At 65.2% G+C, this 26696-nt stretch carries 21 protein-coding genes; 1 reads left to right on the top strand and 20 read right to left on the bottom strand.

Annotated features, from left to right (window positions below; genetic code table 11):
- Positions 1–431: 431 nt before the first annotated feature.
- Positions 432–1796 carry an FAD-binding oxidoreductase gene (locus tag C1A35_RS20935; protein WP_104666162.1) on the top strand — a complete coding sequence of 455 codons (1365 nt, stop codon included), beginning with the start codon at positions 432–434 and terminating at the stop codon, positions 1794–1796.
- Between the two features lie 32 nt (positions 1797–1828).
- Here C1A35_RS20935 and C1A35_RS20930 read toward each other — a convergent pair whose 3' ends face one another.
- From C1A35_RS20930 to C1A35_RS20835, 20 genes are all read right to left on the bottom strand, one after another.
- The gene (locus C1A35_RS20930; protein WP_104666161.1) at positions 1829–2338 is read right to left on the bottom strand and encodes an RES family NAD+ phosphorylase; all 510 of its coding nucleotides are present in this window, start codon (positions 2336–2338) and stop codon (positions 1829–1831) included.
- A complete protein-coding gene (locus C1A35_RS20925) occupies positions 2338–2709 on the bottom strand; it encodes an antitoxin Xre/MbcA/ParS toxin-binding domain-containing protein (RefSeq protein ID WP_104666194.1) in 372 nt (123 codons plus the stop codon). Before C1A35_RS20925 ends, C1A35_RS20930 begins: the two co-directional genes overlap by 1 nt.
- Positions 2710–2780: 71 nt before the next feature.
- Positions 2781–3566, bottom strand: coding sequence for a crotonase/enoyl-CoA hydratase family protein (locus C1A35_RS20920; RefSeq protein ID WP_104666160.1), 786 nt, complete (start codon positions 3564–3566; stop codon positions 2781–2783).
- Positions 3563–4432, bottom strand: a complete 870-nt coding sequence (locus C1A35_RS20915) for a hydroxymethylglutaryl-CoA lyase (protein ID WP_104666159.1) — start codon at positions 4430–4432, stop codon at positions 3563–3565. Before C1A35_RS20915 ends, C1A35_RS20920 begins: the two co-directional genes overlap by 4 nt.
- Positions 4429–6417, bottom strand: a complete 1989-nt coding sequence (locus C1A35_RS20910) for an acetyl/propionyl/methylcrotonyl-CoA carboxylase subunit alpha (RefSeq protein ID WP_104666193.1) — start codon at positions 6415–6417, stop codon at positions 4429–4431. Before C1A35_RS20910 ends, C1A35_RS20915 begins: the two co-directional genes overlap by 4 nt.
- A 15-nt stretch (positions 6418–6432) precedes the next feature.
- On the bottom strand, positions 6433–6816 hold the full coding sequence (locus C1A35_RS20905; RefSeq protein ID WP_104666158.1) for a RidA family protein: 384 nt from the start codon (positions 6814–6816) through the stop codon (positions 6433–6435).
- 10 nt (positions 6817–6826) lie between these two features.
- The gene (locus C1A35_RS20900) at positions 6827–8434 is read right to left on the bottom strand and encodes a carboxyl transferase domain-containing protein (RefSeq protein WP_104666157.1); all 1608 of its coding nucleotides are present in this window, start codon (positions 8432–8434) and stop codon (positions 6827–6829) included.
- 45 nt (positions 8435–8479) lie between these two features.
- Positions 8480–9643 carry an isovaleryl-CoA dehydrogenase gene (locus C1A35_RS20895; protein WP_104666156.1) on the bottom strand — a complete coding sequence of 388 codons (1164 nt, stop codon included), beginning with the start codon at positions 9641–9643 and terminating at the stop codon, positions 8480–8482.
- Between the two features lie 308 nt (positions 9644–9951).
- Positions 9952–12132 carry a cellulose synthase gene (locus C1A35_RS20890; RefSeq protein WP_104666155.1) on the bottom strand — a complete coding sequence of 727 codons (2181 nt, stop codon included), beginning with the start codon at positions 12130–12132 and terminating at the stop codon, positions 9952–9954.
- The gene (locus tag C1A35_RS20885) at positions 12129–13178 is read right to left on the bottom strand and encodes a glycosyl hydrolase family 8 (RefSeq protein ID WP_104666154.1); all 1050 of its coding nucleotides are present in this window, start codon (positions 13176–13178) and stop codon (positions 12129–12131) included. Before C1A35_RS20885 ends, C1A35_RS20890 begins: the two co-directional genes overlap by 4 nt.
- On the bottom strand, positions 13175–15502 hold the full coding sequence (locus tag C1A35_RS20880; RefSeq protein WP_104666153.1) for a cellulose biosynthesis cyclic di-GMP-binding regulatory protein BcsB: 2328 nt from the start codon (positions 15500–15502) through the stop codon (positions 13175–13177). Before C1A35_RS20880 ends, C1A35_RS20885 begins: the two co-directional genes overlap by 4 nt.
- Entirely contained in the window at positions 15502–17679 is a 2178-nt protein-coding gene (gene bcsA, locus C1A35_RS20875) for a UDP-forming cellulose synthase catalytic subunit (protein ID WP_104666152.1), read from the bottom strand. The genes C1A35_RS20880 and bcsA overlap by 1 nt, the downstream gene beginning before the upstream one ends.
- A gap of 109 nt (positions 17680–17788) precedes the next feature.
- The gene (gene bcsN / locus C1A35_RS20870; protein WP_234822926.1) at positions 17789–18721 is read right to left on the bottom strand and encodes a cellulose biosynthesis protein BcsN; all 933 of its coding nucleotides are present in this window, start codon (positions 18719–18721) and stop codon (positions 17789–17791) included.
- 223 nt (positions 18722–18944) lie between these two features.
- On the bottom strand, positions 18945–19640 hold the full coding sequence (locus tag C1A35_RS20865) for a class II aldolase/adducin family protein (protein ID WP_104666150.1): 696 nt from the start codon (positions 19638–19640) through the stop codon (positions 18945–18947).
- A complete protein-coding gene (locus C1A35_RS20860) occupies positions 19637–21106 on the bottom strand; it encodes an FGGY family carbohydrate kinase (RefSeq protein ID WP_104666149.1) in 1470 nt (489 codons plus the stop codon). The genes C1A35_RS20865 and C1A35_RS20860 overlap by 4 nt, the downstream gene beginning before the upstream one ends.
- A 46-nt stretch (positions 21107–21152) precedes the next feature.
- Positions 21153–22001 carry a sugar phosphate isomerase/epimerase family protein gene (locus C1A35_RS20855; RefSeq protein ID WP_104666148.1) on the bottom strand — a complete coding sequence of 283 codons (849 nt, stop codon included), beginning with the start codon at positions 21999–22001 and terminating at the stop codon, positions 21153–21155.
- A 2-nt stretch (positions 22002–22003) separates the two neighbouring features.
- Positions 22004–23002, bottom strand: coding sequence for an ABC transporter permease (locus C1A35_RS20850; RefSeq protein WP_104666147.1), 999 nt, complete (start codon positions 23000–23002; stop codon positions 22004–22006).
- Positions 22999–24000: an ABC transporter permease gene (locus C1A35_RS20845; RefSeq protein WP_104666146.1), complete on the bottom strand. Its 1002-nt coding sequence runs from the start codon at positions 23998–24000 to the stop codon at positions 22999–23001. The genes C1A35_RS20850 and C1A35_RS20845 overlap by 4 nt, the downstream gene beginning before the upstream one ends.
- Positions 23993–25507, bottom strand: a complete 1515-nt coding sequence (locus C1A35_RS20840) for a sugar ABC transporter ATP-binding protein (RefSeq protein ID WP_104666145.1) — start codon at positions 25505–25507, stop codon at positions 23993–23995. Before C1A35_RS20840 ends, C1A35_RS20845 begins: the two co-directional genes overlap by 8 nt.
- A gap of 144 nt (positions 25508–25651) precedes the next feature.
- Positions 25652–26644: an autoinducer 2 ABC transporter substrate-binding protein gene (locus tag C1A35_RS20835; RefSeq protein WP_104666144.1), complete on the bottom strand. Its 993-nt coding sequence runs from the start codon at positions 26642–26644 to the stop codon at positions 25652–25654.
- Positions 26645–26696 lie beyond the last annotated feature (52 nt).

The following is a 26696-nucleotide window of genomic DNA, read 5'->3' as shown; positions in this document are numbered from 1 at the left end:
GCCGCCGCCGGCGACCACAGCCGCATCGCCTTCCGCCCGACAAAGTGGAAGCTCTTCAGGGAAGGGCGGCCGGAGACAGTTGCAACGCCGGTAGCGCCGGAGGGTCACGCCGAGGTAGAGGCCACCGAACCCTTCGAACTGGCGCGCACCGGCAGCTGATCGATCGCGCTCTCCAGCGCAGTTTCAGCCGTCTCGTCGTGGCGGGCACACTACAGCGCCGCGCGTCTTATCGGACGCGCAAAGGACGCTGTAGCACTTTGAATCGCTGCATGTTTTTGTCCTTTAATCGGCTACGATTAAAGGACAAAAACATGCGGTAGCGTGCCGGCAAACGACGGACCGAGCGTCGCCCTGCGGATATCGGTTTGCTTCGAGATGCGCTAAGCAGGGACGCCCGCTGCCGACAATGGTTGCGGAAACGGGAGAAGCGCATGGCGATCGTCGACGACCTCAAACAAGCCCTCGGCGATATCGTGCTTACCGGCGCCGACATCGGCGAACGCCACCGCAGCGACGCCAGCCTCACGGGCCGGGAACTGCCCAAGGCCGTGATCCGCCCGACAAGCAGCGAAGAGATCGCCGCGGCTCTCCGCCTCTGCAACGACAACGGCCAAACGGTCGTTGTCCAAGGCGGGCTCACCGGCCTTGCCGGCGGCGCCAACGCCGGCAGCGACGCGGTGGTGATTTCGCTCGAACGTTTCACCGGCATCGAAGAGATCGATACCAGCGCCGCAGCCATGACCGTGCGCGCCGGCACGCCGCTCGAAGTGGCCCAACGCGCCGCAGAGGACGCCGGCTTCCTGTTGCCGATCGATCTCGGCGCCCGCGGCTCCTGCCAGATCGGCGGCAACCTCGCCACCAATGCCGGCGGCATCCGCGTGCTTCGCTACGGTGTCACCCGCGACAACGTGCTCGGGCTCGAAGTCGTGCTCGCCGATGGGACCCTCATCTCGTCGCTCAACAAGATGATCAAGAACAACACCGGCTACGACCTCAGGCAATTTTTCATCGGTTCAGAGGGAACGCTCGGCGTGATCACCCGCGCGGTCCTGCGACTGCGGCCGCTTCCCGTCGGACGGCTGACCGCGCTCTGCGCACTCGACAGCTACGACGACGTCGTCGCCTTTCTCGCCCGCTGCCAGCGCGGCCTGCCCGGGCTCTCCGCCTTCGAGGCCATGTGGGAAAACTATTTCCGTTTCAATGCCGAGGCGGAAAAGCTGAAGCTCTTTGATGAAATCCCGCCCTTCGCCGTCATCGTCGAGCAGGATCTGCTGAGTGACGACAGCGGGCGCGACACGTTCGAGGCATTTCTTGGCGCGGCACTTGAAGACGGCATCATCAGCGATGCCCTGATCGCCCAGTCGGAGAAGGAAAGCCGTTCGTTCTGGAGCGTGCGCGAAGGTCATGCGATGGACAGCCAAATGCCGGCGCTCGTCAACCTCGATATCAGCCTGCCGATCGGCGAAATCGGCCGCTTCGCCGAAGAATGCGGCAAGGCACTTTCCGCACGGTTTCCGACCGCACACGTCTCCTTCTTCGGCCATGTCGCCGACAGCAACCTGCACATCGCCTTCTCGGAAGCGGCAAGCGACGCAGAGACCCCGCATATCGTCGATGGCATCGTCTACGAGATCGTGCGGCGGTACAAAGGTTCGATCTCGGCCGAACACGGCATCGGCACCTTGAAGCGCGATTTCCTCGATCACTCGCGCAGCCCTGCCGAACTCGAACTGATGCGGCGGATCAAGCAGGCGCTGGACCCAAACGGCATCCTCAACCCGGGCAAGGTGCTCTGAACGCCCCCCACCGTCGTGCCAACGGCCTCGCTTCAAAGCCAGGACGCCGGCGTTTTCGGCAGGCGTCCATCGGGATCGATGACCCTCAACTCCGAGCCTTCGCCCCTGTTCCAGCGCCAGAGCGCGACGCAGGTGCCGCCGGGCGACATGAAGGACGGATAGATCAGGCCGTCGAAGCCGCGGCCACTCAACTCCGCCTGCAGCCGATGCGTCTCCGGCATCAGGCCACGATCGAGCGCATCGCGCCATTCGCATCGGTGGATGTCTTCGGTGAGGCCAAGGTCGGCCAACATTTCCTCTGCCGTCAGATCCGCGAGCCGCGCAAAGCGCAGCTCGAGTTGGGCGATCAACGCCGGGTGCTGGACGAAACCCTGATTGTATTCGGCCCAGGCGGTCGACAGTTCACGGGCGGCATAGATCGTCGGTACGCCCAAGGGGTTCCACCGCCCGCCGAAACGGGCAGCGCCCTCGCCCGAAAGCGGCGCATGCGCCCAGCGCGGTACATAGGCACGCCAGAGGCGCACCGGTTCGTCTGTCGCCATCAGGCGTAGACACCGGAGCGGACGGCTTCGAGATAGGCGAGCACCTTGTCGGCCTTGCCTTCACCGACGAGATCATAGGCGGTCTTGCCGGCCCAGCCGGGGATTGGCTGGTGCTTGAACCAGATGACGGCGCGGCTTTCGTCGCCGGCCATCTCGCCGGCCATCGCGAGGATGCGCACGACCGCGCTCAAGGCCGCATCGACCTTGCGGGCGCTCGACTTCGCCGTCAGTGTGTTGCGCGCGACACCGATCAGCTTCGCGAGTTCCGCAAGCGTCACGCCGAGGCGATCGGCGACCAGCCGGGCGGAGAGGAAGGACGAGCGGCTCTCGCCGTAATGGGCGGTGGAGATATTGAGACCGACAGCAACCATGACATGATCCGCGCTTGTTTTGATCATCATGCAATCAAAATAGGCTCAAAAAGCGCCCAATTCAAGGAAGCCTACTGTCGCCAGGAAGGGTCGCGCTTGTCGAAGAAAGCGCCAACGCCCTCACGGGCCTCGTCGGACTCCCAGCAGTCGGCAAGCTGCTCGATCGTCGCGGCGATGGTTTCCGCGGTGATCGGAGCCCCGAGCGAACGCGCCAGCCGCTTGGCGCGGCCGACGGCTTCCGGCGCCACTACCAGATAGGGCTCGATTTCCGCTTCGACCGCCGCGTCCAGCCCGTCGGCCGCGACAACGACCGTCGCGAGCCCTATGGCACGCGCCTCCTCGGCCCCGAACAGCCGCGCGGACATGAACAGCGGCCGCGCCTTGCCTTCGCCGATCCGCGCGACGACATAAGGGCTGATGGTCGCCGGGATCAGCCCGAGGCGCGTCTCGGTCAAACCGAATTTGGCGTCGGCCGCGGCAACCCCCGCATCGCAGATGCTCATCAGGCCGACGCCGCCGCCGAAGGCATTGCCGTGCAGGCGCCCGATCACGGGTTTGGCGATCTCGTTCAGCGCCTTGAACATCATCGCCAGCCGTGTTGCCTCGGCAATGCGGGTCGCCCGATCCGCATCGAACTGTTCACGCATCCAGCCGAGATCGCCGCCGGCGCAGAAGCTGCGGCCTTCGCCCCCCAAAACAACCACGCGGACCGAGCGATCGGCCGAAAGCAGTTGCGCCGCCTCGGTCAGTTCGCCGATCATCCTGGCCGAAAGCGCGTTGTGCTTCTGCGGCAGCGCCAATGTCAGCCGCGCGACGCCACGCGCGTCGGTTTCGATCCGGATGGTTTCGAAGGTCATGATCCTGTCCTCAAGCTCCGTGCAAAGGCCGCCGCCTGTTCGAGCTTCGCCCCGTCCAGCCCTGTCGAAAAACCCTTGGCTGTCACGAACGCGTCGACCGCAAGCGCATCGACATTGCCCGCCGCACCCGGCGCATAGGGGCAACCACCGAGACCACCGGCCGACGCATCGAAGACCCTGAGACCTCGGCCGAGCGCCACGGCGATGTTGTCGAGCGCCCGGCCGGACGTATCGTGGAAATGTCCGGCAAGCCGCTCGGCCGGCATAGCCTCCAGCACCGTGGCCAGCATCGCGTCGACGGCCTCCGGCGTGCCGCGGCCGATCGTATCGCCGAGGCTGATCTCGTAGCATCCGAGATCATCGAGCAGGCCGGCGACACGGGCCGCACTCGCCGGTGCGATCGCACCCTCATAGGGGCATTCGACGACGCAACTGACATAGCCGCGCAGCAGCAAGCCGCGCTCGCGGCATAACTCGGCAACCGGCCGGAAGCGTTCGATGCTTTCGGCGATCGAACAATTGATGTTCTTCTGCGAGAAGGTTTCGGAAGCGGAGGCGAAAATCGCCACCTCGTCGGCGCCGGCATCGATCGCCGCCTCAAGCCCGCGCAGATTGGGCGTCAGCACCGCGTAGCGCGTACCGGGTCTTCTCCGGATGCCGGCCATCACCTCGGCAGCGTCCGCCATTTGCGGCACCCATTTCGGGCTGACGAAACTCGTCACCTCGATCCGCTCATAGCCGCAATCCGAGAGCATATCGACAAGGCGGATCTTGTCGGCGGTCGCAACGGGCGCACTTTCGTTCTGCAGCCCGTCGCGCGGCGCCATCTCGACGATCGTCACATGCCCGGGCGCCGATCCGTTCATTCCGCACTCTCCGGCTGGAGCATCACCAGCACGGCTCCGGCGCTCACCTGCTCGCCCTCGCTGACCAGAACGCTCTCGACCACGCCGGCGCGCGAGGCCGACAATGTCAGTTCCATCTTCATCGCCTCCATGACGGCGAGTGCCTGGCCCTTCTCGACCGTCGCACCGGGACGGACCCGGATCAGCTTGACGATGCCGGGCATCGGCGCCGAAACCGCGTCGTCCGCGATTTCGGCGGCGTGGCCGGCACTCAGCGCGTCCGGCAGCCGCAGGACATAGGTTTCGCCATGGAGAAACAGCGTGATCTGCTCGCCTTCGCGCAGGAAGCGAAATTCCTGTTGCGCGCCCGAGATCTCGGCGCGGGCGCCATCGGCGAAACGGTCGAGGATCACCACCGGCAGCGCCGCTGCTCCCGTATGGACGGCGAACTGATCGCGGCCGCGCGCCGCAAGCGCCACGGTTGTCCGTCCGCCCAGGTGCTCGATCGTGATGTTCCGGTTCGCGTCACCCCAGATCTGCCAGTGGCCGAGCGAAGACCAGGGATCTGCCGATCCATCCGGTTGCAGCGCCCCGGTCGAAATGATCGCCGTAAGCGCAAGCGCGGCATCGTTCGGCACCGGCGGCGCCGATAGCCGTTCGATCGACCGGTCGATCAGCCCGGTATCGGGATGCCCGGCGCGAAAATCCGGCTCGGCGGCAAGACGTGCGAGAAAATCAAGATTGGTGACCGTGCCGCCGATGCGGCAAGCCCTCAGAGCGTTTTCGAGCCTTGCCAGCGCGGTCGACCGGTTCGGTCCATGAACGATCAGCTTGGCGATCAGCGGATCGTAGAACGGCGTGATCCTGTCTCCCTGCCTGACGCCGGCATCGACGCGCGCACCATCCTCCGGAAAGCTCAAGGTCGTGAGCTGCCCGGTCGCCGGCAGGAAACCGCGCGACGGGTCTTCCGCATAGATGCGGGCTTCGAAGGCCCAGCCATCGATGGCGATTTCGCTCTGGCGCTTCGGCAGCGTTTCGCCAGCCGCGGCGCGCAGCTGCCACTCGACGAGATCGATGCCGGTGATCGCTTCGGTAACCGGATGTTCGACCTGCAGACGGGTGTTCATCTCCATGAAATAGAACTGATCCGGCCAGAGGCCGTCCGTCACGTCGGCGATGAACTCGACGGTGCCTGCGCCGACATAGCCGATCGCCTGAGCAGCCCTGACGGCCGCCTCGCCCATGGCGCGCCGCACTTCCGCGGTCATGCCCGGCGCCGGTGCTTCCTCGATCACCTTCTGGTGGCGACGCTGCAGCGAGCAGTCACGCTCGTAAAGGTGCAGGATGTTGCCGTGCCGGTCGCCGAACACCTGCACTTCGATGTGCCGCGGCTTCGTCAGGTACTTCTCGATCAACACCGCGCCATCGCCGAAGGCCGCTTCCGCTTCGCGGCGCGCCGCTTCGAGTGCGGCGGGAAAATCGGCAGCGCCGTCGACCCGCCGCATGCCCTTGCCGCCGCCGCCGGCGCGCGCCTTGATCAGCACGGGATAACCGACATTGGCCGCTTCCTCGGCAAGGAAATCCGCGTCCTGCCTGTCGCCGTGATAGCCCGGCACGACCGGCACGCCCGATTGCTCCATCAGCGCCTTGGCGGCGTCCTTCAGCCCCATGGCGCGGATCGCGCGGGCCGAAGGCCCGACGAAGCTGATGCCGGCCGCCTCGACGGCCTCGGCGAAATCGGCATTCTCAGACAGGAAGCCATAGCCCGGGTGGATGGCATCGGCGCCGACGGACCGCGCCGCCGCTATGATGCGTTCCCCCAAGAGATAGCTTTCAAGCGCCGGCGCCGGGCCGATGCGGATCGCCTCGTCGGCGAGCGCGACATGCAGCGCGCCGACGTCGGCATCGGAATAGACGGCGACCGTGCGGATGCCGAGGCGCTTGGCGGTGCGCATCACCCGGCAGGCGATCTCGCCGCGATTGGCAATCAGGAGTTTGGAAAACATCGGCATCCCCTGGCCCTACTGCGCTGCGATCACGTCGATTTCGAGCAGCCAGCCGGCATCGAAGATGCCGGCGATTGCCACCGTCATGGCGGGTGCGAGCGTGCCGAGATATTCGGCCCGGGCCGTCCGGTTGGCCATCGCATACTGGCGATCCGCAAGCAGAACCGTCACCTTTACGATATCGGCCTTGCTCATGCCGGCAGCCGTCAGCTGCGCGTCGATGTTCGCCCAGACCTGGCGCGCCTGCGCCTCGAAGCCCTCCGGCAGCGCGTCCTCGGGCGTCAGTGGCACCTGGCCGCTGACGAAGAGCAGGCGCTCGAAATTCTCCAGGCAAACGGCCTGCGAGTAGCCTCCACGTGGCTGCGGTGCGTTCGGGGCATTGATGTTTTCGCGTTTCATGGCGGTATCCCTACATCCTGAAGAGGCCGAAGCGCGTGTCTTCGATCGGCGCATTGAGCGCCGCAGACAGCGACAGGCCGAGCACGTCGCGGGTCTTGCGCGGATCGACGACACCATCGTCCCAAAGCCTTGCGGAGGCATAGAGCGGATGGCTCTGGCGTTCGAAGAGGTCGAGGATCGGCTGGCGGAAGCGCGCCTCCTCCTCTTCGCTCCAGGGGCTCCCCGCCCGCTTCAGCGCCTCGCTGCGCACAGTCGTTAGCACGCCGGCCGCCTGTTCGCCGCCCATGACGGAGATGCGGCTGTTCGGCCAGGTCCAGAGGAACCGCGGCGAAAATGCCCGACCGCACATGCCGTAATTGCCGGCGCCGAAGGATCCGCCGACCAGCATCGTCACCTTCGGCACCTGCGCGGTCGCGACCGCGGTCACCAGCTTGGCGCCGTGCTTGGCGATGCCTTCCGTCTCATATTTCCGCCCGACCATGAAGCCGGTGATGTTCTGCAGGAAGACGAGCGGGATCTTGCGCTGGGCGCAGAGTTCGACGAAATGCGCGCCCTTCAGGGCCGATTCCGAAAACAGCACGCCATTGTTGGCGATGATGCCGACCGGGATGCCGTGCACATGGGCAAATCCGCAGACGAGCGTCGTGCCGTAGCGCGCCTTGAATTCATCGAAACGGGAACCGTCGACGGTGCGGGCGATGACCTCGCGGATGTCGTAGGGCGTGCGCAGATCCGAGGGCACGATGCCGGCGATCTCGTGCGGGTCGTAGAGCGGCGGCTCAGGCGTCACCAGCTCGACCGACAGCGGCTTGTGCCGGTTGAGCGCGGCAACAGAACGGCGGGCGAGCGCCAGCGCGTGGGCGTCATCGCGCGCCAGGTGGTCGGCCACCCCGGAGAGCCGCGTATGCACGTCGGCGCCGCCGAGATCCTCCGCCGAGACCACCTCGCCGGTGGCCGCCCTTACAAGTGGCGGTCCGGCGAGAAAGATCGTGCCCTGACCTTCGACGATGATCGTCTCGTCGGACATGGCCGGCACATAGGCGCCGCCGGCCGTGCACGAGCCCATGACAACGGCGATCTGCGGGATTCCGGCGGCCGACATGTTGGCCTGGTTATAGAAGATCCGGCCGAAGTGATCGCGGTCCGGAAAGACCTCGTCCTGGTTCGGCAGGTTGGCGCCACCGGAATCGACGAGATAGATGCAGGGCAGATGGTTTTCCGCGGCGATCTCTTGCGCGCGCAGGTGCTTCTTCACCGTCAGCGGATAGTAGGTACCGCCTTTGACCGTCGGGTCGTTGCAGACGATCATGCACTCACGGCCGGATACGCGGCCAATGCCGGTGATCAGGCCCGCCGCCGGCGCATCGCCGTTATACATGCCGTGCGCCGCCGTCGTGCCCACTTCAAGGAAGGGCGTTGCCGGATCGATGAGGCTGGCGACGCGATCGCGCGGCAGCAGCTTGCCGCGGCTGACATGGCGTTCGCGCGCCGCATCGCCGCCACCGGCTGCCGCCAGTTTCACCGCGTCTTCGACGGTCGCGATCGCCTCGGCCATGGCGGCCTGGTTCGCCTTGAACGCATCGGAGGACGGCTGGATGTGAGATTTCAGAACGGTCATGAAGTCCTCATTGGATCGAGTTCGGCCGCTTTCGTCTCATCCCGCCTAGCTCGTCTCGGTGAACAGTTCCCGCCCGATCAGCATGCGGCGGATTTCGCTGGTGCCGGCGCCGATTTCGTAGAGCTTGGCGTCGCGCAGCAGGCGGCCCGCCGGATAGTCGTTGGTGTAGCCGTTGCCGCCGAGCGCCTGGATCGCCTCGAGCGCCAGCGCCGTCGCCTTCTCGGCCGCATAGAGAATGCAGCCGGCGGCATCCTTGCGTGTGGTCTCGCCGCGATCGCAGGCGGCCGCAACCGCATAGACATAGGCGCGCGCCGCATTCGCCGTCACATACATGTCCGCAAGCTTGCCCTGCATCAGTTGGAACTCGCCGATCGCCTGGCCGAATTGCTTGCGCTCATGCAGATAGGGGACGACCACATCGAGGCAGGCGGCCATGATGCCGAGCGGACCAGCCGAAAGCACCACGCGCTCATAGTCGAGCCCGGACATCAGCACGCGCACGCCGCCGCCGATCGAACCGAGCACGTTTTCTTCCGGCACTTCGCAGTCCTTGAAGATCAGCTCGCAGGTGTTGGAGCCGCGCATGCCGAGCTTGTCGAGCTTCTGGCCGGTGGAAAACCCGGAAAAACCCTTCTCGACGAGGAAGGCGGTGATGCCGCGCGGGCCGGCGGTGGGATCGGTCTTGGCGTAGACGACGAGCACGTCGGCGTCCGGACCGTTGGTGATCCACATCTTGTTGCCGTTGAGCACATAGCGGTCGCCGCGCCTGTCGGCGCGAAGCGTCATCGACACGACGTCGGAGCCGGCGCCAGGCTCGGACATCGCGAGCGCACCGACATGTTCGCCTGATATCAGCTTCGGCAGGTAACGCGCCTTCTGGTCGTCATTGCCGTTGCGGTTGATCTGGTTGACGCAGAGATTGGAATGGGCGCCATAGCTAAGGCCGATCGAGGCCGATGCACGGCTGATCTCCTCCATCGCCACGCAATGGGCAAGATAGCCCATGCCGGCACCTCCATGTTCCTCGCCGGCGGTAATCCCGAGCAGACCGAGCTCGCCCATTTCGCGCCAGAGCTGCATCGGAAATGCGTTGTTGCGATCGGTCTCATCGGCCAATGGCGCGATGCGGTCCGTTGCGAAGCGCCGTACGCTTTCGCGCAACGCCTCGATGTCCTCGCCAAGCGCGAAGCTCAATCCGCCCTGAAACATGTCTATCCTCCCATCGCCCCTGCCGCGTGGTCTCCTCCCACAGCGGCCGGACGATAACGCTCCATCCTCTACGCGGATCGCGGCGAATGCAATGATGTCAACGCCGCGACATGGCCGGACGATAGCACCGCGTTTCGCTAATTTCCTTCCAAAGAGGGGCAAAGCCAAGCACGATATGAAAATCCGAGGGCACGCGCCGATTGCATCCTTTGCGCGATCGCGCCGCCGGGCCGTCGCGCGCCGGCCGAAGCGGTTCGGTGCTCCGGATTGCGGATGAAGGACAGGGTGCTGCGCGTGGCCGCAACCGATCAGTTCTTGTTCGGCCAGATTTCCTGGCTGGACTCGACGGCGGCAAGGCCCTGCATCGCGTCGCGGTTGCCGGTGGCTGCGAGCGCTTCGAAGATGCGCCGCGCTTCCGCGTGATACTTGAGGTTCATATAGGCGTAGCCGCGCAGCACCATCAGATCCTGGCGGCGGGTTGAAATCTGCCCGAGCTGATCGAGAAACAGGATCGCCTCGCGGTAGCGCTTGGCGTTGAAAGCCGCGATGGCGCGGTCGGCGAGGATCGCCGTCTGAAGCTCGTCGACCCGTCCCCGGCTCTGCGTCGACTTGGTCGCGGCAACCGCTGCCTTGTTGGTCAGGCCGGCGCGCAGGTAAGCAAGGCTCTGGCCATAGGCGGCGTCTTCGCGGATCTGCGAAGCCTGCGCCTGTAAGGCAACCTCGAAGGCTTCGGCAGCCTCCAGCGGGCGATTGAGATCCATCAGGCACCAGCCGCGCGCCAGCGCCGCCTGCGGCGCCATTCCGGCCGGATTGATGGTGGTCCGGCAACCGGCGCCCGTTCGAACGGCTTTCTGCGCAGAACCGGTGACGCGGGGCCGTTGGGCAACCGGCTGCTCGGCCGGCTCCGTCACGACGGCCGTGCCTGTGGTAGCCTGCGGTCGGGTCCGTTGCGCCTCGGCGATCGGTTGCTGCACGCGGTTGACGTCGTCGACGAGCTCCTTGACCTCGCCAAGGCGGGCGATGCGCTCGGAACGACCGGACCACAAGCGCTGAATTTCAACGACGCCGTCCTTGTCGCCCAATTGGTCACGGCTGAGGGCGAGGCCGTAGGCCGAGGGTTCGTCGTCCGGTTTCCAGCGGAGCGCAGTGGCGAACCATTGCGCGGCGGTCGCCGGCTGGTTGAGGGCGCGGGCATACCAGCCGAACTGCTGCGCCGTCGCCGGCTCGCGGGCCTTGGTCGTTTCCGCAGCGATCCGTGCCAAAACGGCCGCATCGAGGGCCAACGGCGGATCGATCGCCAGGAGGTTTGCTGTCGCCGCAAAATAGGTCGCAAGCGCATCGGGCGAGCTGTCCCGCCACCGATAGAGAACGCCTTCGGCCTCGGCTGGCGCCTTGCGCGCAATCAGCGTCAGGGCCAGGCCCTGCGCGGCGGAGGCACTGTCTTCCCTGTCATGCGCCCGTTGGAACCATTGCTCGGCAGCGCTCATGTTGTCACGGCGCAACTGGTACCAGCCGAGCAGCAATGCGTCGCTCGCAGTGCCGCCGGTCTCGGCCAGCTTCTCGACCCGCTGGACGTACTTCGGATCGACCGCCAGCGTCTTGTCCCCGTCACCTTCTGCAACGAAGCGGCGGGCGAGATCGTCGCGAATGCTCTCGAACTCCGGCACGCCCTCAGGCGTCGTGCGCTCATAGGAGAGCAGATCCTGCAGCGTGGCATAGGGCAAGACGGCCGCTGCCTTCTGCACGGTCGCGAGACGCTCGGGTGGGTTCTCGCAATTCTTCAGCACATAGAGATAGGCGTCGCGGGCGCGCTCGGGCCGCTTGGTTTGCGCAAAGGCATTCGCGACGTGCCAGAGCACGTCCACTTCGGAGCAGGTCAAAAGGCTGGGCGTGCTCGCGGCAGCCGAAATGACGGTCTCGTACTGCTTGAGCTCGGAGGCGTTCACCAGCCGGGCGCGGGCCTCGGCGACGTTGAGACGCTCGAGCAGGTCCGACGGCGGCTGCCAGGCGGCTTCCTTCGCCTGGCGTTCGGCGATCGCCTTGCGCACCTCGGCGTAGCGGCCCTCCGAATAGAGCCGCCACATGGTTTCGAGAGCGACATCGGTGTTGCGCGGCACCGCCAGCGGATCGGCGGGCGGCACCCAGTCGGGATAGAGCGAGCGCAGGCGCGAGATTTCCGCCTGAAGCCGCGCCGTGTCCCCCTTGGCGGCAAAGTAGCGAAGTGCCGATTCGTCGACCACCGGCTGGGGCTTGCTTGCGCTTCTGGCTTCGTCCGAGGGCCTGTCGGCCTGGGCCACTTCGGTAAACTGCGGCGGTGCGCCGCGCGCGCCCTCACCCGCAAGGCCGGCTGCGGCGGGTGTGTCCTGGCTCTCGCCCGTCAGGCTGCCGAGTTTCCTGTTGTCCTGGCGCAAAAATCCGCCATCGGTCAGTCCGGCAACCCCGATCGCCGTAGTCATCACAGCGGCAATGGCAACGATTGAGGACTTCATAGACACTCCGGACGCTTCTCCCTCACGTAAGACAACCCCAACAGGTGCAGCGTGGAAGGGTAATATTGCGTCGGGCTGAACACCTTGACGCTGTCGGGTATCGGAACCCTGTCCAAGACACAGGCCAGAATATGGTTAACAAATCGATAACCAGGGTCCGTGAGGCTGGCTTCAGCGGCACCCGTGGAGACGTCGCTGAGGACCAGCGCATCATCGTCGCCCTTCATCCCCTCCCGCAGTCTCGCCATCAGTTCGCGGCCACCCATATCCGCGCGCGCCAGGTAGAGCGGTATCCGCAACGCGTTATAGCCGAATTCGGCCGGAAAGCCTTGGGCCGGTTTCGGCATCGTGCGCAGGCTGACCCAATCGGCCGGCAGTTTCCTCGGGCCCGATTGAGCAGTATTCAACAGGGCCAGTCCATCGTCGGAGAGCTTTTTCCAACGCGGCGACGGCGCCACCCGGTCAAGCGCCGGAAACGCCTCGAATATCCAGTAGGAGGGATTGACGACCGGGCCGTCGGGGCGATCGGTCGCCCTGAAGCCCGAAACGCCGGGCAAGAGCAGCGTTCGCCCGCCATGGTCGAGTAGGGTGTTGTCGAGAATGGCCTTGGCGATCCGCGACGCCGCTTGGCTGTAGTCCTCCCGCTTCCAGCGTTCGCCGGCGAGCACCAGCGCATAGGCGATCAGTATGTCGCCGTCGGTGGCGTTGTTGATGTCGATAATGTGCGGCGTTTCGGCCGGGCTCCATTTCCAGGCGGCCAGCCCGTCGTCCCGCAGCAGCAGCTCGCGGCGCGTGAACGACCAGATCAGCGCGAAGTCGGCCGGATTTTCGGCCAGCACGGCGAGCAGCAGGCCGTAGCCCTGTCCCTCGCTATGGCTGACATTGCCATTGGCATCGTCGATGATCCGGCCGCCGGAATCGAGGAAGCGCGCCTTGTACTGGTCCCATTCCCTTGCGTTCACCGAGCCCCCCTGTTCGTCCGCCCCGGCCGCCATCGGCATCAGGAGCGCGAGCAATCCGGCAAGGAGCGCGGTTCGCCACCTCATTGGCGCCGCCCGAGACGGGTCAGCATCGAGGATGTCGCGAGCCCCAGAAGCACCGACAGCACGATCAACAGCAGGGCATAGGCCATGATGTTGCTGGAAAGCCAGTTGGCGAGGATGAGACGGTAGTTGGTCAGCGAAGCCGGCTGCGTCTGGACGAAATCGAAGCCTGCGACCGGCGTCGCCTCGATCTTGTCCGTTGCCGGCTCATAGGCCGAGACCCGCCCGGCAAGCTGCTGCCAGCGGGTGACGTCGGCGATTGCCGACGCGCCTTCGCGCAGGCGCTTGGCGGTCGGCGCCGTCAAAAGGGTCCAGGTCGCGTCGTCGCTCGGATTGGCGCCTTGGGCAAGCACCAGGCCCGCACTCTCCGGCGGAACATAGGCAGCCTGCGCTTCGGGCAGGATGCGCAGCGAGCTCAGCGAAATGTCGAACTCCTGCTTCACCCAGGTCTGGAATGCCGTGACCTGGGTGCGCCATGCGCCGCCGCTCAGGCGCGTGCGCCACTCGTCGATGGCCTTTTGCGTGTCGTCGGGACGACCGGTATCCTCCGCATTGCCCCAGGACATCTGCCTGGCGGGATCGACGCCGACCTGCGTCAGCACCGTCTTCGGCAGTTGCGGCATGGCACCGATGAAGATCGCGTTGCGGCTTCCGGCTGCAAGTGGCGATGTGATCACCTCCACCAGCAGCGGCCTGCCGCCGGCGACGGCCAGGCGTGCAAGGAACGTCGCGGCCGCCGAAAGCGTGTCCTCGTCGGCGCGGTCAACGAAAAGAGGAACGGCGGCAGCGTCATTGCGGTAGGGTGCCGCGGCGCCGGAAATTGCGGCAAGGTTCGGCCGGCGGCCGATGCGGGCGAAATCCGGCATCCGCAGTTCCGAGGTGTCGAAAAGCGCAAAACGCGGATCGTTGGAAGCCGGTGTTCCCGGCGCGCAGGCCTTGTCCGGTTCGGCGGAGAGCACCGCCTCGATCTCGATCAGGTTCGGACCGGGCTTGAAATGCCGCATTGTCACTTTGATCGGCAGATGGCGCAGAATGTCGCCCGTGACCGAATTCAGCGGGATCGTCGATGCAATGTTGCCGTTGACGTAGATGTCGATATGGCTGCCCGGAAGAACCGCTTCCGTGTAGGCGGCATCGAGCAGCAGCGTCGCGTCGCCGTAGGCATCGGCATAGAAATCCGACGGGACCGCAACGGAGAAGCGGGTGCGAAAGCGCCGGCCGGTGAACTCGCTGGTCTCCACCCCGAGTTCGGAGAAGCGCAGACGCGTGTTCGTCACGACCAACGGCGTCTCCGGCAGCAGCCAGCGCCCGGTGGCAATGACGTCGCGCGGCACGTTGCTCGGGCGGTCCATCGGCTGCGTGATCCCCTCGATCGCCTCCTGCACCGCGGGCCAGTCCGGGCCGCTGACCACCAGCACCGACGATTTCGTCTTGCCGTCGCGCATGAACATGGCCACGGGACCGCTCGACGCGCCGTCCGGCAGCCGCTCGAGGAACGGCGCCACTTCTTCGGCCGTGCCGACGAGCGCAGTCATCTGTCCGGGTTCTGCAAGATCGGGCATGACTTCGCTGAGCGCGAACTCCTGGGCGGGCATCTGGCCGCGCAGCGCCAAACCCTGTGCGAGCCGCATCAGCGCTGCGGTGCGGCTCGGTTGCTGGAGGCCGGGGACGACCAGGTTGAACTGTGTCCGGCCGCGCGCGTCGAGCCCGACGGCGCGCACGTCGTCAAGGCTGGTAAGCGTGGCACTGTCGCCGGAAGAAAAACGGATGAAGGCCGATTCCGGCGCGATCTCGGTCCACAGCTCATAGGTCGATTCGACCGTGCAGTCCGTGCGGTGGCGCTGGCGAACCTTGACGCGAATGTCGTTTGAGCCTGCGCGCAGCAGCCCGGGCTTGAGGTCGTAGCTCAGGGCCGTGGCCGCCTCTGCCGAGCCGATCGGCTTCTCGCCGGCCAGTTCGCCGTTGATGAAGATCGACAGCGTCGACGCTTCGGGCGCGACGACGATCGCGTTCTGATAGGCGAAATCGAGCGTCGCTGCGGACTGCGCCTGCGCCGGCGTCAGATAGACGGACCAGGTGCGCTCATCGACCTCCCCCGTCAGCGACAGCGCGCTGAATGGAATGATGAAGCGTTTGAATTCATCCGGGACCCTGGCCGTGACCGCGGGCTCCGCCGGCCCGCCACCAGTTCCGGTGCTTGCCGGCGGCTGCAGGATGGGAGCATCTGCCGGTCGCTCGCCCGTCATGTCGAATGGCGACGGTTGCGCAGACGCGGCCGTTGCCAGACCGGCGAGCAGAAGGGCTGGGAGAACGAGGCGCCTGAGCATCAAGCGCCCTCCTTCTGCGCCTCGGAGCCACGCAGGCTGCGAAGGAAATAAATCATGCCGCGGCTGGTCTGATAGAGCGCCATCCAAAGGAACCAGAACGTTCCGCGCACCAGGCCCGGATTGCCACGCCGGGCACTCTGAAACTCGCTCCATTGCCGCGAATTGGCAAAGATCAGGTCCGCGACCAGGCTGTGATGACGGGCGGCCTGCGGCAGGTAGCGGCAGCCCATGATGGTGATATCGCCGGCTATCTCCTTGTTGCGGATCGCAACCGGCAGCGTTTCGGCGACGCCGCTGCCGCTATAGGGCTCGAAGCGGATCCCTCCCTCGGTATCGGTCGGCAGCGTCGACGCGTCGATGCCGTAGACCTGGACGCGCGCACCGTGCGCGGAAACGTCCTCGATCGTCGCCGGATACCATTGATCGGCAACGCCGAATTCGCAACGGCGGCTGACCTTGACGCGGCGCGAGGCCGCGCGTTCGCCCCGTTCCGAAACGACGCCGAGCACACAGCCGGCCATGATCAGGTTCAGAAGATTCCAGCCGCCGACGACAAGCGTCACGTCTGCCTTGTAGGGTTCGGTGTAGACCCGGTAGACGGTCATGAGCAGGGCGACGAAAAGCACCGCGAAGATCACGAAGAAAGGCCGGCCGATCTCGGAAAGCCGGCTTTCCGAGATCGATTCATCCTTGGCCGTCACCTTGAAGGTCGGCCGGCTCGGCCGCAGCAGCACCGAAATGACGGCCGGCAGCAGATGTACCGTCTGGGCGAACTCGTAGAGTTCGGAGATCCAGGGCCAGCGGAACGAGCCGTAGAGATAGTTCTGCATCATCAGGTTCACGACCATGTAGGCCAGCGTATAGGCGAGAAACTCGCCGCCGGACGCTGTGAAGATCTCAAGGTCGAAGAACAGATAGAAGAGCGGCGCGAAAAGGAAAATCGTGCGCGGGATCGGGAACAGCCAGAACAGCGTCGAGGACATGTAGCAAAGCCGTTGCGGGATCGACAGGCCGCCCTTGAACAGCGGAAACCGGAACAGCAGGATCTGCATCATGCCCTGCGCCCAGCGGCTGCGCTGGCCGATGAAGCTCGCGAAGGTGGCCGGCTGCAGGCCGGCGATCAGTGGGCGATCGACATAGATGCTGTTCCAGCCGCGCCCGTGCAGCGCCAGCGCCGTTTCGCAGTCCTCGGTAATGCTCATGCCGCTGAAGCCTTCGGTATCCTCGAGCGCCTTGCGCCGCAGAACGGCGGCCGAGCCGCAGAAGAAGGCAGCATTCCACTTGTCGAGACCGCGCTGGATGATGCCGTAGAACATCTCGTTCTCGCTCGGCATCTTCTCGAAGGTGCGCAAATTGCGCTCGAGCGGGTCCGGGTTGAGGAAGAAGTGCGGCGTCTGCACCAGGAACAGTTTCGGGTCCTGCTCGAAATAGCCGACGGTCTCCAGCAGGAAATCGCGCGCCGGCGCGTGGTCGGCGTCGAAGACCGCGATCAGTTCACCATCGGAATGCAGCATGCCATTGTTGAGGTTGCCGGCCTTGGCGTGCTCGTTGCGCTCGCGCGTCAGATAGCGCACGCCGAGATCGTCGCAGAGCGCCTGCAGCTCGGCATTGCGGGCCGACGCGCGTTGCGCTTCGACGAGGTTTGCCGAGTTGCGCTTCTGCAGCGTGCCGCCGTCGTCGAGCAGCCAGACCGTCAGCTTGTCGGCGGGATAGTCCATCGCCTTGGCCGCCGCGAGCGTGTTTGCCAGCAGGCCCGCGTCCTCGTTGTAGGACGGAACGAAGACATCGACCTTCGGAAATTTGCCCTCGGAGATGGAGCTCGACTTGCGCGGCGGCAACGGCATCGCCACGACGAACAGGCTGAGCGACAGCATCATCACGCTGTACATTTCAGCGAGGTAGAGCAGAAAGCCCGGGATGAAGTTTTCCAGCTGGTTGAGCGGCGGCAGCGTGCTCGTCGTGCGCCAGTAGACATAACGCAGCACGATCGCCGTGCCGAAGGCAAGCGCGATCAGCCGCCAGCGGCCACCGGCATTGGCAAGCTTGAGCACGGCCATGAAGGTGACAATCAAGACGCTGACGATGAGCTGCGTCTGGAGGTTTACCGGCAGCGTGATGACCGCGATCACACAAAGCGAGAAAAACGCCCAAGCGGCAACCGATCCGATCTTGCTCATACATCTGCCTTCCAGTGTTCGGCATCATGCCACTGGTATTGCCCGGCCCATATCCGACCGAGTCTCCCCTACCGACACCAGCCCTTAACAAAGGATGGTTAGCGGTCGATTAAGGGCAAGTTCCTCCGGCCTGCTGCCCCATGCAAGCCGGCGCCGGCACGATCACGTTCGGCAAGGGTTTGGTCGCCGTGTCCGTCTGCGGCACCGACACGGTCCCATCAGGCTGCGGAACCGGGATCGACGTCACTGCGGCGGGCGCAACGACCGGCTGTTCAACGCGCGCAGGAACGCTGCTGACTTCACGCCGCGCGACGGGCTGCACCTGGCGCCGCGGCACCGCCACCGGCGCGCTCGCGGTCACCGCCTCTTCCTTGCGATAGATCGGGTTGCCGGTCCGCCCGAGGCCCGCCTCCAGAGGGGGCGGTGCACCATAGGGATTCCAGGCGGGGTCGCCGAAAGTGCCGGTGATCGTGTAGCCGTAAACCGGAGCCAGCAGTTCGGTCTCGCTCGCGCCCGTCGCGCAATAGCGAAGCCTTACCTGGATCGTGCCGTAACCCTTGAGCGGCGAACGGTGGTTCTCCTGCTGGCGGATCTGCTGCCAGGCGAAAATACAGGCATCGTTCGCACGGCCCCGGCCGAAGGCATAACCGAACGGGCCGTAATTGTTCTGCAGGAAATAGGGATTGAGCGACAGCGAAACGCCGGGCAGCGCCCGGCGCGCCTCCGCCATCATCCTGTTGTCGCGAACACCGGCATAGCTCGAGCGCGACTGCTGGTCGAACTTCGCATTCATCGGGCCGAAGAACTTGGCGCGCAGCAGGTTCTGACCCGGCGTCGCCGCCGAGGTGTAGAGATAGATGTCCTGTTCGATCGCGTTGGTGCTGCGCCGTTCGACGACGTTCAGCACGGCGGGTCCGCCGGGCGGCGGCAGGATCAGCGCGTTCTCCGAGGGAACCATGATGCTGCCGGTCGGCGTTCCGACGTCCTGGCGCGTGTTGCAGCCGGAAAGCACGGCCGCCGCCACCAGCGACACCGCAGCCACGCGCCAACCTTCCGCAGGGCGCGGCCGTCTCTCCGACGTGCCGAATCTCCGACTCAGATATCGTTGCATCATGGCTGAGCATTAGTTGATTCACCCCATTTCGCAAACCCGCGAAGAAAGGGGGCGGAGATGCAACCGGGTGACGGCGTACGGTCGCATCCCCCGGAAAACGATTGTTTCCTGGGACGCCAGAGCATTTCATCGACGCGCCGGCCAGGCCACCTCAAACCGCCGCTCGAGGGCGGGCAAGGTCGTTGACGCCCTCGTCGTCCGGCGCCTGGCCGTAGCTCATGCGGCGCATCTGCGCGATGACGCGCTCCATTTCGTCGTCGGGCAGGACCGGCGGTTCGCCGAGCGTCAGCGCCTGGACATACATGCGCGACAGGGTTTCGATCTCGATCGCCAGCCACAGGGCGCCTTCGAGCGTCTTGCCGAGCGAGATCTGTCCATGCTGGCCAAGCAGGCAGGCGGTGCGGTCCTTGAGCGCGACGAGCGCGTTGTCGGAGAGCGCCTGGGTGCCGAAGGTCGCATATTCGGCGCAGCGGATCGTCGTGCCGCCGGCAATGCCGGTCATGTAGTGGAAGCTCGGGATGGTCCTGTGATGGCAGGCAAGCGTGGTCGCATAGACCGAATGGCAGTGCAGCACGACGTTGATATCCGGGCGCTCTCTCAGGATATCGCGGTGGAAGCGCCATTCCGACGACGGGCGCAGGCCGACATAGGTACCGTCGAAATCCATCTCCACCAGGTCTTCAGGCTGCATCGTCTCGTAGGGCAGCGACGACGGCGTGACCAGAAAGCCGGTATCGGTGCGCACCGAAATGTTGCCGGCCGTGCCCTGGTTGATGCCGTTCAAGTTCATGCGGCGGCAGATGTCCACCATCTCGCGGCGGAGCGACAGAATGTCGGCCTTGGTCATCGATATGTCCTTTCGAAGTCGCGACTGAAACCAGTGTTGTGCCCAGCCCGGGCGCGGGCCCGCCATTGCGACGCATAGACGGCGACGGCGGGCGAGAGATGGGAAACGCTGCCGGGATCGGCGAGCGAAAGCGGCGCCGGCGCCTGACGCCTGCCCTCGTTTGCAAGCAGCGCGGCGCCGGAGGCCACGCCATAGGCATCAAGATTGAACCGCACCCGCCGGTTCGGCATGAGGGCGGCAACGAGGCGGGCGTAGAGCGGATCGCGCAGAAAACTGCCATCGAGAACGACCAGCGGCCCCGGCCCCAACGCCTCCACGCACTCCGCCGTTAGAAGCGCGCAATAGAGCAGCGCCAGCGCCTTGCGCTCGACCGGCGTTTCCGGCGGCGGCCCGCTGATGCGACCGCGACCGGCGCTTTCAGGAAACAGACCGTCGTCGTCGCCGAAGGACGGCATGGCCATGGTCCGCTTTGCGATCAAGCCGAGAACGACGTCGTCAGGCGCGGCCGCCTCCGGCGGTTCGCGGCCGGCCACATGGGAGAACTCGCGCCCGCCCATGGTGAGCACGCCGCCGAGCGGGCGTCCGAAGACGTCGCTGTTCAGCGTCATGCCGCGGCGTTCATCCAGCCTCTCGAGCGGCGTGCGGCCGGAAAAGGCGACGATCCAGGTCCCGGTGGAAACGACGATGAAATCGGTGAGGCCGGCGGCGTGGTAGCGATAATGGTTGAGGCTGCTGTCATGACCGCCGGCCAGCACCGCCAAGCCTTCCGGCAAGCCGTGGCGGCGGGCAAGCTGTGGCCTGAGCTCGCCCAGAACCTGCCAGGCGTCGGCAAGATCTGGCATCAGCCGTCTCCACCCGCGCGCACCGACGATCGGCGAGAAGCGGCGCTCAGCGACGTTCCAGAGATGCGACTGCGCGCCGAGCAGGCTCGCCTCCGATGCGGCGACGCCCGACAGCCGCCACGCCCAATATTGCGGCAGGCCGAGATACCAGCGCGCGGCCGCCACCGCATCGGGCGCATGCTCCTGCATCCAGTAGAGCTGGCGTGCCTGGTGCGTGGCACTGTGCATCGTTGCACTGCCACGGTCGAAAAATGAGCCTGAAAGCGGCGCATATCCGAGCTGGACTTTCTCCGGCACCGGTTGTTCGTAGTCGATCATCGGCAGGGCGGCATCGGCGGCCACATCCGGATCATCACCGACAAGCACGCCGCCGGAGCCATGACCGGCGGCGACGAAGCTTTGCAGCGGATGGCGGCGGCCAAGCTCGGCGAGACTCGAGAAGACCCATTCGCCGAGGCTTTCGAGATCGTGATGCCGCCAGGGCGGGCCTGGCAGCACCGGATTGGCGACGCCCAGCGTTTCGAGCACGACGCCATCGGCCGTGACCGCGTTCAGCTTGACGTTGGTCTTGCCGACATCGAGCACGGCGACCGTTCCGGCGTCCTCTTCCGCTGCAACCGACATGTCGCAACCCTCCCGTCCTGACCGAGGCGTCGCTGAACGCGCCCGCCTAGATCAATCCGTATTGCTTGGCTTTGTTCCTGAGGAACGGCAGGCCATTGCCCATGACTTCCTCCTCGTCCTTGGCAACCGGTCTCCAGACGGCGAGACCGTAGGCGACCTCGGGCGGCATGTTGATGAAGCTCTCCATCGCAAGACCGCCCTTGAAACCGATCGCAGCCAGTGTCGCGAAAATCTCGTCCCAGGCGCAATTGCCGTAGCCGGGCGTGCCGCGGTCGCTTTCGGACAGGTGGATGTACTTGATGAAATCGCGGGCATCGAGAATGCCGGTGCCGATGCCCTTTTCCTCGATGTTCATGTGGTAGGTGTCGAGATGCACGAAGACATTGTCGGCGCCGACCCGCTTGATCATGTCGACCGCCTGCCAGCCGGTGTTGATCAGGTGGTTTTCGTAGCGGTTGACCGCTTCGACGCCGAGCTCGATGCCGCGGGTCTTCGCATGCTTGGCGGCTGCCTGCAGCACGCGGGCGATGTTGTCGTATTCGGCCTCCGTCGGCGGCACGCCGGTGCGCTCGCCGATGCCACCGTAGATGACGCCAGACAGAGCCTCGCCGCCGAGATCGGCCGTCTTGTCGATCGCCACCTTCAGGTGCTCGATCGCGGCATCCGGGCGGACGGACGCCCAGGCACGTTCCGGCAGCCCGAGCGAGCAGACCGCGCGCAGCTTGTTTTTCTCAAGCAGCGCCTTTGTGTGGGCGGTGTCGACCGCCGGCGGATTGAGCATCGGGATCTCGATAAAGTCGACGGCGTATTTCACCGCGGCCGCGACGGCGCGCTCGGCGCCGAGGCGATCCCAATTCATGGTCCACATGCTCGTATGGACGCCAAAACCCTGCATGGTCATGTTTCCTTTCTGACAAACGAAATCTTGAACTTGGTCGCGACGAACCGCAGCACCATGACGCCGGCGAGCAGCAGCCCCCAGACGGCGGTCGCCAGGTGCTGGTTGGCGCCCACGAGGTTGAGGCCGGACGAGAGAAGCTGCAGCACCACCAGCGCGACGAAGACGGGGATGACCCGACCGAAGCCGCCAAACGGATTGACGCCGCCTAAGAAGCAGGCAAGCACCGTGATCAGCAGGTAGCTTTCACCGTGGCCGATGCGCACGGAGTTGAAGCGCGCCAGCATGATGATGCCGGCAATCGCGCACATGGCCCCCGACAGCGCATAGACGAGCACGATCACCTTGCGGGTGTTGATGCCGGAATAGCGCGTCGCCTCGAGGTTGGAGCCGATCATGTAGGTGTTGAAACCGAGCTTGCTGCGGGTGAGCAGCACGTGCCAGGCGAGCACGCAGGCGATGAAGACGATGAGCGGGATCGGCACGCCGAGAAACGATCCGTGACCGAGCGGACCGAGGTAGGCCGGAAAGCCGGAGACGTCGCCGCCGCGCGTCAGGAACTCGCCGAGGCCGCGCAGGAAGATCATCATCGACAAGGAAACCAGGATCGGATGGGCGCGGGTAAAGGCGATCACCAGGCCCATGATCACGCCGCTCGTCGCGCCAACGAGAATGGCAAGAACCGAACCCAGCGCGAAGGCGCCGGGGCCGGCCTCGACGCCGCCGTTTGCCTGCAGCACCCAGGCGAGCGTCAGCCCGGCGATGTTGGCGGTAAAGGTGATCGCCAGATTGAGCCCGCCCGTCAGGATCGGCAGCAACATGGCAAGCGTCAGCAGCCCGAGTTCGGGCAGCTGGAAAGCGACCGAGCCGAAGGTGGCGGCACTCAGGAACTGCGGCGAGGCGATGCCGAAGACCAGTACGACGGCAAGGAAAGCCAGCCCCGGCCCCGCCATCTCCGGCCCGATGAGAGCCTTCAAACGCTCCACGATCGCGCTCATCGTCCGGCTCCTTTCTGGTTGACGAAGGGCAGAAGCCTTTCGATGCGGGAGTTGGAGAGCGTGATCGCGACGAGAATGATGGCGCCGATGATCATCTTGAAGGCAAAGGGCGACACACCCATCAGGTTGAGCCCGTTCTGGGTGATCGAGATCAGCAGCACGCCGAGCACGCAGCCGAGCACCGAGCCCTTGCCGCCGCCAAGCCGCGCACCACCGAGAACGACCGCTGCAAGCACGTCGAGCTCGCGGCCATAGAGCGCGTTCGGCACGACTTCCTGCGCATAATGCGCCTGGATCAGGCCGCCGATGCCGGCCATCAGGCCGAGCCAGCCGAAGGCGATGAACTGCATGGCGCCGATGTTGATCCCGAAACGGCGCGCACCTTCCGGATTGTCGCCGAAGGCGTAGAGCTGACGGCCGGTGGTGGTGCGGGTAATCAGCACCCAGGTGGCGATGACGCAGATGACCATGACCAGCACCGGCAGCGTGATCTCGATCCAGGTGCCATCGGGCATCTCGTGTTCGAACAGGATGACGCGGTCCGTCAGCCAGTCCGGCAGGTCGTAGATCGACACGCCCTTGGTGAAGAACATCAACAGCCCGAAATATATGTTGAAGGTGGAGATCGTCGCGACGATCGAGATCACCTTGAACCGGTGGATCAGGAAGGCGTTGATCGCGCCGAGCAGGATGCCGAGTGAGGCGGCGATCAGCAGTCCCGATACCCATCCGCCGCTGCCGATCCAGCCGAGCGCGATCGCCGTGCCGTATTGCACGACCGACGCGGCAACGGCGAAGGAGATGTCGATGCCGCCGGCGATCAGCACCACCAGCAACCCGACGGCGAAGATGATGTTGACCGAGCTGATGTTGAGCAGGTCGAAGGCATTGCCGAGCGAAAAGAAATTGGCGGTCGAGACCGACAGCACGGCGCTGATCGCGACGATGACGGCAAAGAGCGACACTTCGGTCGCGTGGGTGCGAACGAAGCTACGCATAGACCGCTCCCTCGATGTCGGCGAGCGAGGATGTGCGCGGATCATAGCTGCCGACGATGCGACCCTGCGCCATGTGCAGCACCCGGTCGGCGTTGAAATAGACCTCCGGCACCTCGTCGGAGATCAGGATGATCGCAAGCCCGCTTTCGGCGAGCCGCGCGACGATGTCGAAGATGCCGGCGCGCGCCCCGACATCGACGCCGACGGTCGGGGCATCGAGGATCAGCAGCTTCGGGTCGGTGGCCAGCCACTTGGCGATCGCCACGCGCTGCTGGTTGCCGCCCGAAAGCGTCGAGATCGCATCCTGCTGCAGGCCAATCTTGACGCCGAGGTCGGCGATCCAGCGGGAAACGAGGCTGCGCTTGCGCTCTTCCGAGAGCAGACCGCCTGCAAGGATCTTGTCGAGCGAACTGATGACCAGGTTGTCGGCGATCGCCTGCGGCTGGATGAGGCCGAGCGACAATCGGTCCTCAGAGAGATAGGCGACACCCGCCGCGATCGCGTCGCGGTTGGAGGAGAAGCGAACGGGTCTACCTTCAAGCGCGATGGTGCCGGATGCCGGCTTCAGCATGCCGAAGAGGGTGAGCGCCAGTTCCGTGCGACCCGCGCCGAGCAGGCCGGTGATCCCCAGCGTCTCGCCGCGACGCACGGTGAGCGACACATCCTCGAACTGGCCGGGGCGCGACAAACCCTCCACGTCGAGCACGACGGGTTGGCCGTCGCGCGGCTTTGCCCGCACCTGCTGATCGAAGGTCTTGCCGGTCATCAGCTCGGTGATGCGCGACTGGGTCATGCCGGTGGCGGGATAGACGCCGACCAGAGCGCCATCGCGCAGCACCGTGATGCGGCTCGAGATCTCCAGCACCTCGGCGAGACGATGGCTGACGAAGACGACGGCGACACCTGAAGCAGAAAGGCCGCGAACGATATCAAGCAGATGATCGGTTTCCGATTGCGTCAGCGATGCGGTCGGCTCGTCCATGAAGACGAGCCTCGCTTCCCCCACCAGCGCCCGGGCAATCGCGACGATCTGGCGCTGGGCGATGGCATATTCCTTCAGCGGCAGATCGACATCGAGCGTCACGCCGAGGCGGGCGAGCGCGTCAGTCGCGATCTGGCGCATGCGGCCATAGTCAACGAGTTTCGGCCAGCGGCCGATCACGGTCTGGAAGGCGATGTTTTCAGCGACGCTCATCTCGGGAAACAGCGCCAGGTCCTGCCAGATCACCTGGATGCCGCGATCCTGCGCGGTCACCGGCGACATGTGGGAATAGGTTTCGCCATCGAACTCGATCGAGGCCCCGTCGGCCGGGCGGTAGACGCCGGTGATGATCTTGATCAGCGTGCTCTTGCCGCAGCCGTTTTCGCCCGCAAGACAATGAACCTCGCCCGGGCGAACGTCGAAGCTCACATTCTTGAGCGCCTTGACGCCACCGAAGGTCATGTTGATGTCGCGCAGGGACAGAAGCGGCTTTTCGCCTCCTCCCGCGGTCGCAAGCTGGTGCATGAACTGCCCCTAAATCACGTTATGTCGGAGCAAGATGCGGGCAGAAACCGCAAACACCTTTCCTCATCCGGCTCCAGTACGGTTGAGGGGACTTGCCAGGCCGGCCGAAGCCGGCCCAGCAGCCGGGAGAACCCCTGGGATCCTTTAGAGACCCATGGCCGCGAGATCCGCGACCGTATCCTTGTTGATCGGCACGAGCTGGTCGACGATGATGTTGCGGTTTTCGAAGTCCGGCTTGACCTTGCCGAGACCTTCGATCTCGTCACCGTCCTTGACCTCCTCGCCCTTCATCAGCTTGTCCGCAAGCGTGACGAAGACTTCGCCGGCCTGCTTCGGATTCCACATGAAGCCGCCGGAGATCGCATCGGATTTCACCAGTTTCTGGCCCTGGCCGGGCGAGAAGGGACCGAGCACGAAGATCTCGCCGACCTTGCGGCGCTCCTCGACGGCACGGCCGGCGCCGATCGGGCCCTGGCTGCCGAAGGCGAGGAAGCCTTTCAGGTTCGGATGGGCAGAGATCAGGTCGAGCGCGGTCGACCGGCTCTTGTCGACGTCTTCGGCAACGCCGTAGCGGTCACCGACCAGCGTCATGTCGGGATAGTTCTTCTTGATATAGGCGATCGCCGCATCGGCCCAGGCATTGTGCAGAGGCACCGTCAGCGAGCCGACGAACACTGCATATTCACCCTTGCCACCCATCTTCTCGGCGAGCAGCTTGCCATGCGCCTCACCGAAACCGGTGGAGGATGCGAGCTCGAAATCCCAGTCGGCGCCCTTCTGGCTCGGGGATTCGTGGGTGATGACGATGATGCCCTTTTCCTTGGCCTTGGTGAGCACCGGCTCGAGCACCTTGGCGTCGTTCGGAACCACGCCGATCACCTTCACGCCTTGGGCGATGAGATCCTCGATGGCGCGCACCTGAAGGGCCGGGTCGGCGCTGGTCGGACCAACCATGAACGCGTCGATGCCGAGCTTCTGGCCGCGCTCCTTGATGCCCGCCTCCATGGCGTTGAACCACGGAATGCCACCGATCTTGACGACGACGCCGACCTTGCCGGCATCCTGCGCAAAGGCGGCTGCGGAACTCGCAAGCGCCAGCGATGTCGCCAGGGCGGCGACGAGAATTTTCCTGATCATGTTCTCTCCTCCACTCGTTCCCATCAAGGGAACGCACCCGGTCGCCTCGGCG

Origin of the sequence: Ensifer adhaerens, assembly GCF_002940685.1 — a bacterium.
GTDB lineage: Bacteria > Pseudomonadota > Alphaproteobacteria > Rhizobiales > Rhizobiaceae > Ensifer > Ensifer adhaerens_E.
This window is presented reverse-complemented; position numbering and strand designations above follow the sequence as displayed.